Here is a 15857-nt window from a genome sequence, read left to right as displayed (position 1 = left end):
CCCTTCGCGCACCGCGACACTTCAGTCACGCTACGCTCACGAGGATTCCGGCGCAGACCGGCACCTCGACCCCAGAACGGCAGCAGAACGACATCCGACCGGTTGCTCCCCCAGGCACCCTCACTTCACGGCAGAACGGCACAAGGCAACGAATGCCCCAGCACACCTCCGGGTCCGACCGGGCGGCGATCCCCCCAGCCGCCCGTGACGGTGGCAGCGTGCGACCGCCCGCTCCCTCGACACTCGACGAGCTGTGGCGGTCGTACAAGGCGACGGGGGACGAGCGGCTGCGCGAGCAGCTGATCCTGCACTACTCGCCGCTCGTCAAGTACGTGGCGGGCCGCGTCAGTGTCGGCCTGCCGCCCAATGTGGAGCAGGCGGACTTCGTGTCGTCGGGGGTGTTCGGGCTGATCGACGCGATCGAGAAGTTCGACATCGACCGGGAGATCAAGTTCGAGACGTACGCGATCACGCGGATCCGGGGCGCGATGATCGACGAGCTCAGAGCGCTGGACTGGATTCCACGGTCGGTGCGGCAGAAGGCGCGGAACGTCGAGCGGGCCTACGCGACGCTGGAGGCGCGGCTTCGGCGCACGCCCACGGAGGCGGAGGTGGCCGTCGAGATGGGCATCGCGGTGGACGAACTCCACTCGGTCTTCAGCCAGTTGTCGCTGGCCAACGTGGTGGCGCTGGAGGAGTTGCTGCACGTCGGCGGCGAGGGCGGCGACGGGCTCAGCGTCATGGACACGCTGGAGGACACCGCCGCGGACAACCCCGTGGAGGTCGCCGAGGACCGGGAGCTGCGACGGTTTCTGGCGCGGGCGATCAACACGTTGCCCGAGCGGGAGAAGACCGTGGTGACGCTGTACTACTACGAGGGGCTCACGCTGGCCGAGATCGGGAACGTGCTGGGCGTGACCGAGAGCCGGGTGAGCCAGATCCACACCAAGTCCGTGCTGCAGCTGCGGGCGAAACTGGCCGGCTTCGGTCGTTGACCTGGCGGTACGTCCGTCGGGTTGGGCGGAGAGACTCCCGTCGGCGCGGGTGCGTCCGTAAAGTGGTTCATGTGCCAAGGATTCGAGCGGCCTCCGTGGCCGAGCACCGGTCGATGCAGCGAGCCGCCCTGCTGGATGCGGCTCGATCCCTGTTGTCCGAGGGTGGGACGGAGGCGCTGACCTTCCCCGCCCTCGCGGAGCGGACGGGGCTCGCGCGGTCGTCCGTGTACGAGTACTTCCGATCGCGGGCCGCCGTGGTCGAGGAGCTGTGCGAGGTCGACTTTCCCGTTTGGGCCGCGGATGTCTCGGCGGCGATGGAACGGGAGGCCACGGCCGAGGGCAAGGTCGAGGCGTATGTCCGGCAGCAGCTCGCGCTCGTCGGCGACCGGCGGCACCGGGCCGTGGTGGCGATCTCCGCGAGCGAGCTGGACGCGGGGGCCCGGGAGAAGATCCGGGCGGCGCACGGCGGGCTGGTCGCGATGATCGTCGAGGCGCTGGCGGAGATGGGACACGCCGAGCCCCGGTTGGCAGCGATGCTGCTGCAGGGCGTGGTGGATGCGGCCGTGCGACGGATCGAGCTGGGGGCGGCGGAAGAGCCTTCGGCGATTACGGAGGCGGCTGTCTCGATGGCGCTGAGGGGCGTTCGGGGCTGAGTCCGGCGGGGGTGCGCAGGTGGCCGCTGCCTGGTGTCGGAGGGGGCGGCCGGCGTCGGGGGCGAGGTCGGGGTTGGGTGCGGATCGATGTCGGCGGGTGTCACCTGTGTGGGTTGGTTGGGGCCAGGTCGGGGTGGGCGCGGTTCGATGTCGGTGGGTGCCGCCTCTGTGGGGTGGAAGTAGGTCGGGGGCGGGCGCGGCCTGATACCGACGAGGCCCCGCCTCAGTGGGCTGGGCGCAGCCCCATCGGCAGGGCTGCCCGCAGTTACGCGAGTCGGTCTGCTGGGCGCCGCTGAGGCGCCGATGCCTCGGCGGCAAGAGCGTCCGCGGGCCCGGCGGCCGGCGATCTTCCGCCAGGTCGGCGCAGTTGCCGACCCGGAGGCCGCGGCGGGCCAGGGTCTGTGCGGGGGCCGTGTGCGGGCGTTGCGCGTCGGACGGCGAGGGGCCGGGTCGACTGCGCCGGCCAGGTCAGCTACGCCGGCCAGGTCGACTGCGCCGGCCAGGTCGACTGCGCCGGCCAGGTCAGCTACGTCGGTCGGGTCGGCTACGTCGGCAACGGCACTCCCAGCACCGGCAGTAGCCGCGACGGCCCCCGGTGTAGCAGCCCCGGTGGCAGGAGTGACAACGGGTCCAGGTAGGCGTCGCCGCGGCGCAGACCCCAGTGCACGCACGTTCCCGTGCAGTGCGATCCCGTCGGCTCGACCGTCCCCACGACCTCCCCCGCCGCCACCTCGGCGCCCTTCTTCAGCACCGCCCGCACCGGCTCGTACGTCGTCCGCAGCCGCGGATCCCCCGTCCCCGTCAGCTCCACCGACACGACCCCCTTGCCCGCCACCCGGCCCGCGAAGGAGATCCGCCCCGGCGCCACCGCCCGTACCGGTGTCCCGGCCGGGGTGCCGAGGTCCACGCCCCGGTGGCCGCGCCCGTACCGTGTCGCCGGGGGTTCCCAGGCGCGGAGGATCGGCGGGGGAGACCCCACGGGCCATGCCCGGCCGACCGTCGGCACGGTCGGGTCCGGGGCCGACGCGGCGCCGGCGCTCGCGGCGGTCGGGGTCAGCCGTGGTGCCGGGGACAGCAGGACGGTCGCCGTCAGGAGCAACAGCACCACCAGCCGTCCGAATGTCCTGGCCGTCCTGGCCGTCATCGCTGCCCTCGCGGCACCCGCCGCCCTCGCACATTGCTTCGCTCGCATGCGAGAACCGTCCCCCATGCCCGCCGATCATGGCCGGGATCTGTGGATAACTCCCGGGTTGTGGACAGCGGCGTCACCCGGTACCCCGCGGGTCCCGTACACTTCTTCTGGCGATCCGGGTCACCGGGTCGACTTCGCACGCCCCGATACGACAACCGGAGACGGTCCGTATCAGCGCCTCTCGGTCCTTTGTGGCACGGCGCATGTGGGCGTCAGGCGCGGGAGCCGTCCGGCACCCGCGGCACAACCGAGAAATTCAAGGAGAACGGCCATGGCCGTCGTCACGATGCGGGAGCTGCTGGAAAGCGGCGTCCACTTCGGTCACCAGACCCGTCGTTGGAACCCGAAGATGAAGCGCTTCATCTTCACGGAGCGCAACGGCATCTACATCATCGACCTGCTCCAGTCGCTGTCGTACATCGACCGCGCCTACGAGTTCGTCAAGGAGACCGTCGCCCACGGCGGCACGGTCATGTTCGTCGGCACGAAGAAGCAGGCGCAGGAGGCCATCGCCGAGCAGGCCACCCGCGTCGGCATGCCCTACGTCAACCAGCGCTGGCTGGGCGGCATGCTCACCAACTTCTCGACCGTCTACAAGCGCCTGCAGCGCCTGAAGGAGCTCGAGCAGATCGACTTCGAGGACGTGGCCGCCTCCGGCCTCACCAAGAAGGAGCTGCTGGTCCTCTCCCGCGAGAAGGCCAAGCTGGAGAAGACCCTCGGTGGTATCCGCGAGATGCAGAAGGTGCCCAGCGCCGTCTGGATCGTGGACACCAAGAAGGAGCACATCGCCGTTGGTGAGGCCCGGAAGCTCAACATTCCGGTCGTCGCGATCCTCGACACCAACTGCGACCCCGACGAGGTCGACTACAAGATCCCGGGCAACGACGACGCGATCCGCTCCGTCACCCTGCTCACCCGCGTGATCGCCGACGCCGTCGCCGAGGGCCTCATCGCCCGCTCCGGCGTCGCCACCGGCGACAAGGGCGAGAAGGCCGCGGGCGAGCCGCTCGCCGAGTGGGAGCGCGACCTGCTCGAGGGTGAGAAGAAGGCCGACGAGGCTCCGGCCGCCGCAGAGGCCCCTGCCGCCGAGGCCCCCGCTGCCGAGGCCGAGGCCCCGGCCGCCGACGCTCCGGCTGCTGAGGCACCGGCTGCCGAGGCCCCCGCCACCGAGGCCCCCGCCACCGAGGCCCCGGCCGCCGAGGGCGAGCAGGCCTGACACCGTCAGCGTCAGGGTTGACGGCGGGAGCGGCACTGCACCCACTTGCGCCTCCGGCGCGGTGAAGTCCGCTCCCGCCGTTCACCCGTAGGTCGACGAAAGGTCAGCGGCTTCCGCCTTCATGGGGGCCGCAGACCCCGTAGATCTTCGATCTTCCAGACTTCGAGAAAGATTCACAGACTCATGGCGAACTACACCGCCGCTGACGTCAAGAAGCTCCGTGAGCTCACCGGCGCCGGCATGATGGACTGCAAGAAGGCGCTGGACGAGGCCGAGGGCAACGTCGAGAAGGCCGTCGAGGCGCTCCGTATCAAGGGCCAGAAGGGCGTCGCCAAGCGCGAGGGCCGCTCCGCCGAGAACGGCGCCGTGGTCTCGATCATCGCCGACGACAACTCCTCCGGTGTCCTCGTCGAGCTGAAGTGCGAGACGGACTTCGTCGCCAAGGGTGACAAGTTCCAGGCCGTCGCCACCGCGATCGCCGAGCACGTCGCGAAGACCTCCCCGGCCGACATCGAGGCCCTGCTCGCCTCCGAGATCGAGGCCGGCAAGACCGTCCAGGCGTTCGTGGACGAGGCCAACGCGAACCTGGGCGAGAAGATCGTCCTGGACCGCTTCGCGCAGTACGGCGACGGCTTCGTGCTCGCGTACATGCACCGCACGATGCCCGACCTGCCCCCGCAGATCGGTGTCCTCGTCGAGCTGGACAAGCCGAACGCCGAGATCGCCAAGGGCATCGCCCAGCACATCGCCGCCTTCGCGCCGAAGTACCTCTCCAAGGAGGACGTGCCGGCCGAGGTCGTCGAGTCGGAGCGTCGCGTCGCCGAGGAGACCACCCGCGCCGAGGGCAAGCCCGAGGCCGCCCTGCCGAAGATCGTCGAGGGTCGCGTCAACGGCTTCTTCAAGGACGCCACGCTGCTCGGTCAGCCGTACGCGCTCGACAACAAGAAGTCCGTCCAGAAGGTTCTGGACGAGGCCGGTGTCACCCTGAAGCGCTTCACGCGCATCAAGGTCGGCATCTGAGTCCGTACCGCGATCGGCGCCCGACCCCGATAGGGTCGAGGGCAGTCGTCCGCGGACGCCGTCACCACGCACGCGCGCGTGACGGACGACAGCAGATCTGACGAGGAGGCCATTGCCGCGCATGGGATGCGAAACACACCCCAACCGGCAGTGGCCTTCTTCGTATGTGCACCACGTAACAAAGGCGGGATCGCGATGACCACCAAGGCCCAGAAGAGCGACGACGGCAAAGTACGCGGCCGGTACCTGCTGAAGCTGTCCGGAGAGGCCTTCTCCGGCGGCGGGGGCCTCGGCGTCGACCCCGACGTGGTGCACAAGATCGCCCGCGAGATCGCGGCCGTCGTGCGCGACGGTGCGCAGGTCGCGGTCGTCATCGGCGGCGGCAACTTCTTCCGCGGCGCCGAACTCCAGCAGCGCGGCATGGACCGGGCCCGCTCCGACTACATGGGCATGCTCGGCACCGTGATGAACTGCCTCGCCCTCCAGGACTTCCTGGAGAAGGAGGGCATCGACAGCCGGGTCCAGACCGCCATCACCATGGGCCAGGTCGCCGAGCCGTACATCCCGCTGCGCGCCGTACGGCACCTGGAGAAGGGCCGCGTGGTCATCTTCGGCGCCGGTATGGGCATGCCGTACTTCTCCACCGACACCACCGCCGCGCAGCGCGCCCTGGAGATCGACGCCGAGGCGCTGCTGATGGGCAAGAACGGCGTCGACGGGGTCTACGACTCCGACCCGAAGACCAACCCGGACGCCGTCAAGTTCGACTCCCTCGGCTACGGCGAGGTCATCACCCGCGACCTCAAGGTCGCCGACGCGACGGCCGTCACGCTGTGCCGCGACAACAAGCTCCCGATCCTCGTCTTCGAGCTTCTGGCGGAGGGCAATATCGCGCGTGCCGTCAAGGGTGAGAAGATCGGCACGCTTGTGGGTGAGCAGGGCGGTCGGGGCTGACGCTCCGACAACAAGCCCGTCCGGGGGACGGACGGGACGGACCCTGACCGGGGGATGGACAATGTCCTGCCGGTCGGGAACCGTGCAGGAAGAAGACGCGACGCAGCCGGCCGCCGCCCCACCGAGGAACCGCAGCCGGGCCTTACTCAAGACACGCAGGAGCAAGTGGTGATCGAAGAGACCCTCCTCGAGGCCGAGGAGAAGATGGAGAAGGCCGTCGTGGTCGCCAAGGAGGACTTCGCCGCGATCCGCACCGGCCGTGCGCACCCGGCGATGTTCAACAAGATCGTGGCCGACTACTACGGTGCGCCGACGCCGATCAACCAGCTGGCTTCGTTCTCCGTGCCGGAGCCGCGTATGGCCGTCGTGACCCCGTTCGACAAGAGCGCGCTGCGCAACATCGAGCAGGCGATCCGCGACTCCGACCTCGGCGTCAACCCGAGCAACGACGGCAACATCATCCGAGTGGTGTTCCCCGAGCTCACCGAGGAGCGTCGCCGCGACTACATCAAGGTCGCCAAGGGCAAGGGCGAGGACGCCAAGGTGTCCATCCGCTCCGTCCGCCGCAAGGCCAAGGACGCCATCGACAAGCTGATCAAGGACGGCGAGATCGGCGAGGACGAGGGCCGCCGCGCGGAGAAGGAGCTCGACGACACCACGCACAAGTACGTCGCTCAGGTGGACGAGCTCCTCAAGCACAAGGAAGCCGAGCTGCTCGAGGTCTGATGAACGACTCTTCCTGGGGGGCGCCGCCACAAGCCGGGCAGGCCGGACATGCCGGGTACTGGGGGACCTCCGCGCGTGGACCTGTCCAGGGGGCTGCCCCGGCGGGTCCCGCGTACGATGCGCCTGAGGCGCAGCAGACTCGCGCCATGCCCATCGTGCCCGACGTACCCGCGTATGGCGGAGACCAGGATGACGATCGGGGGGCCGCTCGGCTGGGCGGCCCCTTGTTCCGCGAACAGCCGCCCCGTGCGCGGCCGTACGACACGTCGCAGGCGCGGCCCTCCGAGGCGGCGCAGCAGAATCCGGAGCCCATGCACGACTCCCCGCAGCCGGCGCCCCCGCCGCAGAAGAAGAGCGCGGGGCGCGACCTGGGTGCGGCCATAGGGGTCGCTGTCGGGCTCGGCGTGGTGATCGTCGCTTCGCTGTTCGTCGTCAAGGCCGTGTTCGTCGGTGTGGTCGCGGTCGCCGTGGTCGTGGGCCTGTGGGAACTGACCAAGCGGCTGGAGGAGCGCAAGGGCATCAAGGCGCCCCTCGTCCCCCTCGCGCTCGGCGGTGCGGCCATGGTGGTCGCCGGGTACGCCCGGGGTGCCGAGGGTGCCTGGACGGCGATGGCGCTGACCTCGCTGGCCGTGCTGGTCTGGCGGATGACGGAGCCGCCGGAGGGCTATCTCAAGGACGTCACCGCGGGTGTCTTCGCGGCGTTCTATGTGCCGTTCCTGGCGACGTTCGTCGCGATGATGCTGACCGCCGACGACGGGCCCTGGCGGGTCCTGACGTTCCTGCTCCTGACGGTCGTCAGCGACACCGGCGCATACGCCGTCGGCTGGCGCTTCGGCACACACAAGCTCGCCCCGCGCATCAGCCCCGGCAAGACCCGCGAGGGCCTGCTCGGTGCGGTGAGCTTCGCGATGGTGGCGGGCGCGCTGTGCATGCAGTTCCTCATCGACGACGGCACCTGGTGGCAGGGCCTGCTCCTGGGCCTCGCGGTCGCGGCCACCGCCACGCTCGGTGACCTCGGCGAGTCGATGATCAAGCGGGACCTGGGCATCAAGGACATGGGCACGCTGCTGCCGGGTCATGGCGGGATCATGGACCGACTGGACTCCCTGCTGCCCACGGCGCCGGTGGTGTGGCTGCTGATGGTGCTGTTCGTGGGCTCGGGCTGACGTTCGTAAGGGCACGTACCTGAGGGCCTCCGCTCCGGCCGAGCGGGGGTCCTTTGGTTCTGGTAGAGGCCCGGTCGACTGTGGGGCGGGCTACTCCAGTGGATCTGCGACACTGGGGGAGTTATGCCTGCACCCGGAGAACTGATGTGCTCCGGGCACGAAGAAGCCCCCTACCAGCGATGTTGTCGCCAGTAGGGGGCCGTCTTGTGCCCGCTGGGCCGTCTCCGGGCCGTCAGGGCTCTTGGGCCGTGTCGAATACGCCGTCCAGGGCCCGGCGGGCTCGCTCGCTGCTGCTGGGCATCAGGTGGGCGTACACCCGCAGTGTCATCGCCGGATCAGAGTGCCCGAGGTACTCGCTCACGGCCTTGATGCTCTCGCCCGCGTCCAGGAGGACCGAGGCGTAGAAGTGGCGAAGGGCGTGCATCCCGTGCTGCCGGGCGGAGGCGTAGGGCTCGCCGAGTTCGGGAGTCGGGATAAGGCCGGCGGCCGCAAGGGCGGGCTTCCACTCGTGGATGTTTGAAGTTGCTTCGCCAAACGATCCCATCGGCTGTGTTGGTGTCCAAGTGGACTTTGACGACCAGGCGGGCGTAAGCCAATCCGACTTCGAATCGCTGGCCTGCGACGACGAAACCACCAGTCCTGCTTACGTTCCGCTCGGCGGTCTGGGGTGCGGGCGGCAGGGATGATCGGAGTGAGCCTGCCGGGCGCCTCCTATGAATCGGTCATAGAGTTACAGAAGACGGCAAAACTGACACCTGGGAGGCCGTTATGGGGGCTCTCCGCTTCGTAGTCGAACCAGACGAGGGCAAGTCGATCTGGCTCGCGGGCATAGGAGTCGACTTCAAGATCTGGGGCGAGGAGACCGGCAACCAGTTTTCGATCGTCGAGCACCCCATCGAGCCGGGCCGTCTCATACCGCCACACGTTCACAGCCGCGAGGACGAGTTCTCGTACGTCCTGCAGGGCAGGGTCGGCGCACGAGTGGGCGACGAGGAGGCCACGGCAGGTCCAGGCTCGTACATCCTCAAACCGCGAGGGATCCTGCATACCTTCTGGAACGCTGGACCGGAACCGGCGAGGATCCTGGAAATCATCTCCCCCGCAGGCTTCGAGCGGTTCTTCGACGCGCTGGGCACGGTCAGCGAGACGGCCTCTGATCCTGCCGAGTTCCTCCAGCGCCGGGCCGAGCTAGGCGAGCAGTACGGTCTCGGGTTCTCCGACGAGTGGGTCGCCGAACTCACCAACAGGTACCAGCTCAAGCTTCTCGGTGAGTAACTACACCAGCTCTCCCACGCACACTGATCAGACGCGCACAGCCAAGCCGAGGCAAGCGGTGTCAGGCATCAGGTGAGGCCACTGCGTCGAGCATCAACCGAGACAAGACAGAGCGGCGCAAGATCCGCGCGGTAGAACTTTCCCTACTTCATCAAGGGCCCGCGCAAGCGCGGGCTGGCCCCTTGGGCCTGGCCCCTCTGCGCCTTCGGCGCCGGGGCCTGGCCCCTGGGGCCGCAAGCATGTTACGGCCCGGACGGTAGAGCCCTAGACGGGCAGGCCACGGTCAGAACGATGCCTCCGGCGGGGATCGGCCGGCACCGGGATGGAGGGGGCGCCGTACGCGACTGCGGGTCCGTAGGGGCGTGCGCGGGGAGCTCCCATCCCGACCACCATCGACCCAGGCAGAGCCGAGCAGACGCGGCCCATGGCGTCCAGGTCGTTCGTACAGTGGTGCGCTCCACCTGGACGCCATGAACCACGTCCGCTCCACGGTGTGTGGGTCGACGGCGGACGGGATGGGAGCTGGGGAGGGTGGTGGTGAACGAAGGGTGCTTCACTGACCGTCGTCAACCTCACGGCCGCCCAAGCCTTTTGGTCCCCCAGAATGTGCATATGGATGCAGGTCTCGCAGCGGTTCTTGGCGCAGCAGTGGGGGCATGCGGCACAGCCGTCGCGGCAGGCCTCACTGGATTCTTCTCGCGAACGCAGATGATGTTGCAACTAGCAGCGCAGCAACATCAGACCGAGCGGCAAATACGTGCTGACCTGGCAACACAGCTACGAGAGCCTCGACGTCAGGCGTACGCCAATTACGCAGCCGAGGCCACAGCAAGGCTCGACGCCCTGTGGTGGGTACGCGATGCCCTGTCTCAGAGCCCGCCGCGTCGTGAATCAGCCGAGGAGCGGCTTAGGGCCAGTTTCGAGCCGTCCAGTAGCACCGCTTACGAGCGAGTGCTGCTTGAGGGCCCCGAAGAAGTCGCAGGTATTGCAGCACGTCTAGCAGCGGCAATCGAAGACGCGACACACATCGCCCTCACCTGGATCATGGCTCTTGAGGCAGGTTCGGAGCCTATCCAGCGTGACTTCGATGCCGAGCTGAGCCGAGCCACCGACACCGCCAAGCAGGCCCGACGGAACTTCCGAATGGTCGCGATGGATGCCGTTCGGGCCGATGGCAGAGAGCCTGAATCGGAAGAGGCGCGGATCCGAACCACGGCAATCCTCCAGTGGCTCGGTGAAGACCACTTGTCAAGACCGCATGGGGCGACTGACACCAACAACTGACACCAACAGGCGCGAACAGCGGCAGCCGACGTTGAACGTCAGCGGACAGCCGGGCAGGGCGCAGAGCGTGTTAACCGATGCCATCAGCTCCTCGTGATCGACCTGATGAGGATGAGGCCAGTTCGCAAACCTTGAGCCCAAGGCTACGAGCTGGCCGCAACCTGTGAACGGCGCACCCATGGACTTGACTTGGCCATTGAGACTCCACCCACCTCGTACGCCACGGACACCAGCTATCTTCGGTCCCATGGATGCTGGGTTAGCAGCGGTACTCGGTGCCGGCGCAGGAGCGCTAGCAACGACGGGAGCTGCGTTGGCGACGGGGTGGGCTTCGCGGGAACAGGCAAAGATCACGGCCCGCGCTGAGCATCGCCGACAACGCAGGGAGCCCCGCCGGGAGATCTACAAGCAGTTCATCGATGCCGCTAGTACCGCCGAGTGGTATATGACAATGCTTCCACTCCTAATCGCCACGGCGAATGTGGGCGAACCGCTGGAGGAACCATCAGCGGCTGATCATGCCCAACACTGCAGGACACTTGCTGACGACGTCAGGAAGGCGTGGCTCGACGTCGTTTTAGCTGGGCCTGCCGAAGTAGCACAGGCGGCCTCCGAGATCGAAGAGTGTTGCCGAAAGCTATCGATCAGTGCTAATTCATTCGCGGAAGGTGACGCCAGCTCCAGTCTGGAGCGTGATTGTAGGGAGCTCACGAAGCGTTTCTCCAGTCAGCTACCCCGGTTCATCGACCAGGCGCGAGAGGCTTTGGACGACGACGGAAGCGGCAAGCGTTGCTGATCAGGAAGGCGACAGCTTGGTCGATCCAACGCGGGCGACGAGGCAGACTGGGTCGCTCACAGGCGGCCCCTGACGCGTAAGGAATGCCTAAAGGAAACAGCGCAAGCCGCTTACATGCCTAAAACTCCGAATCCTCAATCATCTTTTCACCCTTCGGCGTACTAGTTTGACGCTCCAGTTTGTAGTCATACTGGCGGCTGAGCTTCTGGAGCCACTTGGACTTATGAAAGATCCATTCCTCCTGATCGAGCTCCAAGATTAGGTCACCAGCAATACTGGGGCCAGCGGCAGTCAACCACATCACACCTAGGCAATCGTAGACCGATGCGAGTTGGTTGTTCATCGTGGTGAGATCTTTGGCAGTTTCGAACCCACTAAAGGCCCCTCGGCGGGCCCGCGCTGCTCGCTCGTCTATTTGCTCTTTGGATGGATGCACAATCCCAGAGAGGGAAGACCATCTACCCTTCACCTCTTCCTGAAATCTCCTCACCTCTTCTGACGGCAACAGGGGAGCGACATCGAAGATCGGTTGAATACTCGACCGCGGGACCTCCTTCTTGAGAAATTCGATGCGCTGCTCCCTGGTCACACTGAGGCTGGGGCATTGTTGATCAACGTAGAGAAACTTCACCGCTTGTTCAAGAAGGTATCTACACTCTCGCCGCGCCACATTATGGACACCCTGCGCGACCAGTGCCCGTATTGCCACAATGCATTCCAGCGCATCGTCTGTTCCCGCAAAGACGAGATACGTGTCCGTTGCGTTAGGCATTCTGCTAATACCCACGTGAGACATGTAAACGAGATTGATTGCAGCCTCGGTCAATCGGTCTAGCCGCTTCAGTTGTCCTAGGTACTGTGGCGAACTTAGATGTTCTTCGTGCTTTCGTTGCTTCAGCGCACGCTCCTCCCGCTGCTGTTCCCACCATTCAGCAAAAGCGCCGAGGCCTGCGGCCTCCTCTAGGCTGGTCATCTGACCTACGGACTTTCCATCAATCGATATCGACTTCGCTGCATGCACACACCTATGACGTAGGCCGCCGAGGTCTGCGCCTGGTTATTTTTGCCAATCCTCAACTACCTGCACGAACTGCACCTCATGCCAGGGTTTAATCCACTCCGCCATATACCTGACGTCACTTGACGAAGGGGCAGGAAGAGCCTGTTCCAGAACGACTCTAGAGGGCATGACCGCAGCGTCCCCAAGCAACAGGGCCTCCCCTGAACTGAGCACAGGGAGAGAATCAGTCAGGGGGCCGAGGGAGTCCGGCAAGAGACGCTTGACATAATTCTGATCTTCAGGATTCGTAAGTCGCATGGCAAGGAAGTTGCTGCACTGGGAGAAGATTGTTTCCGAAATCTCTGCGGGCCTCTGGCTCACAATTGCAGCCGTGATCCCATATTTCCTCCCCTCTTTCGCAATCCGCTCGATCGAGTTCCTCGACGAACTGAACTTAGCCAAACCGCTCTTTGGGACGTACTTGTGAGCCTCTTCATATACGAGCAAAAGCGGTGTTTCCGCGGAAGAAGAGATGCTGTTCTTTTTGAAGTAGTACGAGTAGTCAAACAGCAATCGGGACACCAGCGATACAGTGATACTCAGGACCTCAAACGGGACGCCGCTTAGATCAATCACCGTCGCGTTCGCGAGAGAATTAGGATTGTAGCCCGTGAACTGACGAAGGATCGATTCGAGGTCCACCTTTTTAGCCCGCTCACCCAATAAAAAATCAAGCCTTCTATCTAGAACGCGGTTCTCAAGCCGTGTAATGAAATTATCGAGCTTGCCAAAGAGCGGACCCGCCCGATCGACACTCTTGCCAGGTGTGGAGATGCGTTCCTCATTTTTCGCCTTAATTGCGTCAAGCGCCTCTTGCACCTCGAAGAAGATGGGTGACTCGTAGTGGACCAGGTCCCGCTTTTCCTCCGCACCTGAAAAGTGCTTGCGTTTATTTTCCGTGATGGTCTTTTTCAGAATCGCGATTTGATTGTGAGACTGCTCCTCGTTGCTCTCGATGAAGAGATCCTGAAGTTCCTCCGCGTTGAGCAGCCAATAGGGAAGGATCAGGGATTCGACGGATAGATGGTTAGCCGCAGGGAATGCCGTTTTGTATTCAGAGTGGATGTCAAAGATCACGACATGCGCGTTATTCAGGCTGTACTCGCCATACGATTCATCCCGGATCTGGGTCGCGGTCTGAATGATTCTGGCAATCGCATGAGACTTGCCGGAACCCGTGGATCCCACGACGGCGATGTGCCGGCTGAAGAATTTATCGCCGTCAACTGGAACGTCGACAGAGATATCTTGCGCCAGTTGGGCGAAGTGGAACCTTCTCTCCGTATCGATCGTGTCGTAGATGCGCTGGACTTCATCTTTAACGGCTACTGAGACCTTCTTGGGTGGGATGGCAATTCCCCCGCCACCTCTTGAGAAACGACCATCGCCGTCGACGAATCCGAGCGGCACTGCCTCAATGATGTACACCTTTTGCCGTTCTTCATCTGCCTCCTTGCTCGGGCGAAGCTCGATAGAATAGTTCTCGATGATCGCCATAATAGCGCCCTGCATGCTGTCATAGATTTTCAGGTACGAGCCGACCTCTACAGGATCGCCATCGGCAAGTTCGCCAATATCATGCACTGCGATCTTAATGCGGTTGGGGTAAACGGCAATTACTTCAGCACTAGACAAGGAGCGCTCCTCACCGGAATACTTCCATCAGGTCGCCGTGGGACTGCAAAAAGACATGATGCGGTCGCGGCACCGCGACTGGGGAATCACGCTTCCCAGTAAGGAAGAAGTCGTGAAATTCCTTTACTTTTACTGCTGTCATCAAATCGTGGAGCTTATCCTGTTCCACGATCTTAAGGCGGGCAGCACCGAAGGGGGGATTGGTGAGGATTTCCATTTTGAAGGCTCCCCCATGGTATCCGCGGCCATCATTGAAGTATGCGCCGGCTTCCCACAGATTGGCCTTAATCGAGCTCTCATCAAACTCGCCACGGAACGTGAAGTAGGGAGTAGGTGAACTCTCTACAATGCGGTATCTGTCACAGATAGTCAGCACCGCCTCTGCAATATCCTCAGGCTTCGTCTCCCCCGTACATTCAAAAGAAAAAATTCTCTGAAGATTAGGAACGTTGACCCTGCGCGGGAGGTACTGCCTCCGCACCATTTTGAGATACTTCTCGTACCCGCAATGAAGAACATACGTGGATGTGAAGATAGCGCTCCGTGCGTCTGTAACGGCCTTCTTCAGGTCGTTCAACGCTACCCAACGACGGCCCGACGGCTCGGTCAATACTAGATTTCTCAAGTATGCATGAAGAATCGCATGATAGGAGAGTGCTTCTACTGAATCCTTGGCACCAAGGTCTGTAGCAATGCGATGCAATACGTTCTGAAATTGCGTTTCGTAGTTTTCTGAAAAGTTGATGCAGAAGGATTTCGAGAACTGCAACTTTAGATCTTGCTCGACCTCATCAAACTGACCAGAAAACAAGCCATTCAATTCGTCTGGAGTGAGCAGGCGCGAAGTCCCCGAGGGTTGGTCAGCGAAGTGGCAGTGAAGGATATAGGCGGCATCACGATTGCTCATGAATTGCAGAAACATTCTTCGGACTGCCTTACCAATCACCGACGGATAGAACTTCCCGGATCGGTTCTTGATCTGCATGTGATAGTGCTCGCCACTAAGATCTTGCGCGCCCTCGATCTCAAGTCGTTGTCTCGGGCTTTGAAAGATCTCAAGGAGGGTTTTATCGAACTGGTAGGCGAACCCCTTGATGGCATCGTGCCCACCGTCGTCTACAGGAGAGGGGCTCTCCGCGAGGTCGGTCAACAGCTACTCCGGAACGCTCTGGACAGAGTGTGAGGTGACTGGGAGGGCAAGAGCCCACAAAGTGCACCCTGGTGCAGTTCATGCTAAGTGGCACAGGTGGAGCCCTAGGGGTAAATGATCTGATTGGTGCAACTTCGATCGCCAGGGGCGCCATCAACCGCTGTGGCCGACGTCGAAGTGTGAGCCATCTCCGTATGGACGCTGAGGCCGAGGGGCATGGGCCGCACTGTCTGGCGCAGGCCTACCTCGTCCTCGCAGCACCAACGCACTCCATGCGAAGAGATCGGTGGCCCCGGCCACGATGTGTCGGTAGAACTCCTGGCGAGGGAATCCGCAGCCCACACTCAATGCATGCGCGTCGCACGCTCAAGTTACGGGTCAAGCACAGCCACGCCCCGCACCCCAACCGAGCTCAGTGCCTGTGGGAAAGCTCAGCCCACGAAGCACCCGGTGCGACCCCATTCGTTCATGTTTGACCAGGTCGGGAAGCAGCGACTCACGGCAGGACCCTGACGCTCGGTCAAGGTGGCACGTAGCAGGCCGTGGACTATCTGTGGACTCGGCCCACCCGATCCACTATCGATAGGGCCGTGACCTGCAGCGTTGTCACCTTCGTAAGGGCCGCCGGAGCCGTTGCTGTGCAGCAACAGACCACTTCAGCCATCCATGTTCTGAAGGTGCCTCTCTCGGCATAAGCACAGGGAAACGGGGAGAGGAGCCCCGGTGCGAAACCCG

At 64.1% G+C, this 15857-nt stretch carries 14 protein-coding genes; 9 read left to right on the top strand and 5 right to left on the bottom strand.

The window, feature by feature from the left end; genetic code table 11:
• Nucleotides 1-152: 152 nt before the first annotated feature.
• Together whiG and OG331_RS16155 are read left to right on the top strand one after the other, a co-directional pair.
• Complete coding sequence (whiG, locus tag OG331_RS16160) at nucleotides 153-995, top strand: RNA polymerase sigma factor WhiG (RefSeq protein WP_328422905.1); 843 nt, start codon at nucleotides 153-155, stop codon at nucleotides 993-995.
• A gap of 95 nt (nucleotides 996-1090) precedes the next feature.
• Nucleotides 1091-1648 (top strand): helix-turn-helix domain-containing protein, encoded by a 558-nt coding sequence (locus OG331_RS16155; RefSeq protein ID WP_328884306.1) that lies wholly within the window; start codon nucleotides 1091-1093, stop codon nucleotides 1646-1648.
• A 544-nt stretch (nucleotides 1649-2192) separates the two neighbouring features.
• Here the strand turns inward: OG331_RS16155 and OG331_RS16150 are convergent.
• Nucleotides 2193-2792: a murein hydrolase activator EnvC family protein gene (locus OG331_RS16150; RefSeq protein WP_406196666.1), complete on the bottom strand. Its 600-nt coding sequence runs from the start codon at nucleotides 2790-2792 to the stop codon at nucleotides 2193-2195.
• A 319-nt stretch (nucleotides 2793-3111) separates the two neighbouring features.
• Here OG331_RS16150 and rpsB point away from each other — a divergent pair, with 319 nt between their 5' ends.
• The 5 genes from rpsB to OG331_RS16125 all read left to right on the top strand — a co-directional run bounded on the left by rpsB (nucleotide 3112) and on the right by OG331_RS16125 (nucleotide 7922).
• The gene (gene rpsB / locus OG331_RS16145) at nucleotides 3112-4056 is read left to right on the top strand and encodes a 30S ribosomal protein S2 (RefSeq protein ID WP_406196663.1); all 945 of its coding nucleotides are present in this window, start codon (nucleotides 3112-3114) and stop codon (nucleotides 4054-4056) included.
• Between the two features lie 183 nt (nucleotides 4057-4239).
• The gene (tsf, locus tag OG331_RS16140) at nucleotides 4240-5076 is read left to right on the top strand and encodes a translation elongation factor Ts (RefSeq protein ID WP_383243394.1); all 837 of its coding nucleotides are present in this window, start codon (nucleotides 4240-4242) and stop codon (nucleotides 5074-5076) included.
• 195 nt (nucleotides 5077-5271) lie between these two features.
• Nucleotides 5272-6030, top strand: a complete 759-nt coding sequence (gene pyrH, locus OG331_RS16135; RefSeq protein ID WP_328422897.1) for a UMP kinase — start codon at nucleotides 5272-5274, stop codon at nucleotides 6028-6030.
• A 168-nt stretch (nucleotides 6031-6198) separates the two neighbouring features.
• Nucleotides 6199-6756: a ribosome recycling factor gene (frr, locus tag OG331_RS16130; RefSeq protein WP_062666818.1), complete on the top strand. Its 558-nt coding sequence runs from the start codon at nucleotides 6199-6201 to the stop codon at nucleotides 6754-6756.
• Entirely contained in the window at nucleotides 6756-7922 is a 1167-nt protein-coding gene (locus OG331_RS16125; protein ID WP_406196659.1) for a phosphatidate cytidylyltransferase, read from the top strand. Before frr ends, OG331_RS16125 begins: the two co-directional genes overlap by 1 nt.
• 232 nt (nucleotides 7923-8154) lie before the next feature.
• Here the strand turns inward: OG331_RS16125 and OG331_RS16120 are convergent, their stop codons facing one another.
• Nucleotides 8155-8466 (bottom strand): tyrosine-type recombinase/integrase, encoded by a 312-nt coding sequence (locus OG331_RS16120; protein WP_406196657.1) that lies wholly within the window; start codon nucleotides 8464-8466, stop codon nucleotides 8155-8157.
• Nucleotides 8467-8690: 224 nt separating this feature from the next.
• Between OG331_RS16120 and OG331_RS16115 the strand changes: the two genes are divergently transcribed.
• A complete protein-coding gene (locus OG331_RS16115) occupies nucleotides 8691-9197 on the top strand; it encodes a cupin domain-containing protein (protein WP_383602674.1) in 507 nt (168 codons plus the stop codon).
• Between the two features lie 612 nt (nucleotides 9198-9809).
• The gene (locus tag OG331_RS16110; protein WP_406196654.1) at nucleotides 9810-10481 is read left to right on the top strand and encodes a hypothetical protein; all 672 of its coding nucleotides are present in this window, start codon (nucleotides 9810-9812) and stop codon (nucleotides 10479-10481) included.
• Between the two features lie 914 nt (nucleotides 10482-11395).
• Here the strand turns inward: OG331_RS16110 and OG331_RS16105 are convergent.
• From OG331_RS16105 to OG331_RS16095, 3 genes are all read right to left on the bottom strand, one after another.
• On the bottom strand, nucleotides 11396-12250 hold the full coding sequence (locus OG331_RS16105; protein WP_406196651.1) for a hypothetical protein: 855 nt from the start codon (nucleotides 12248-12250) through the stop codon (nucleotides 11396-11398).
• A gap of 84 nt (nucleotides 12251-12334) precedes the next feature.
• Nucleotides 12335-13972 (bottom strand): ATP-binding protein, encoded by a 1638-nt coding sequence (locus OG331_RS16100; RefSeq protein ID WP_406196649.1) that lies wholly within the window; start codon nucleotides 13970-13972, stop codon nucleotides 12335-12337.
• A 10-nt stretch (nucleotides 13973-13982) separates the two neighbouring features.
• A complete protein-coding gene (locus OG331_RS16095) occupies nucleotides 13983-15122 on the bottom strand; it encodes a hypothetical protein (protein ID WP_406196645.1) in 1140 nt (379 codons plus the stop codon).
• Between the last annotated feature and the right edge of the window lie 735 nt (nucleotides 15123-15857).

It is taken from the genome of Streptomyces sp. NBC_01017, assembly GCF_045162795.1.
Classification (GTDB): domain Bacteria; phylum Actinomycetota; class Actinomycetes; order Streptomycetales; family Streptomycetaceae; genus Streptomyces; species Streptomyces machairae.
The sequence above is the reverse complement of the archived record's forward strand: the minus strand, read 5'-3'. Positions and strand labels throughout refer to the sequence as shown.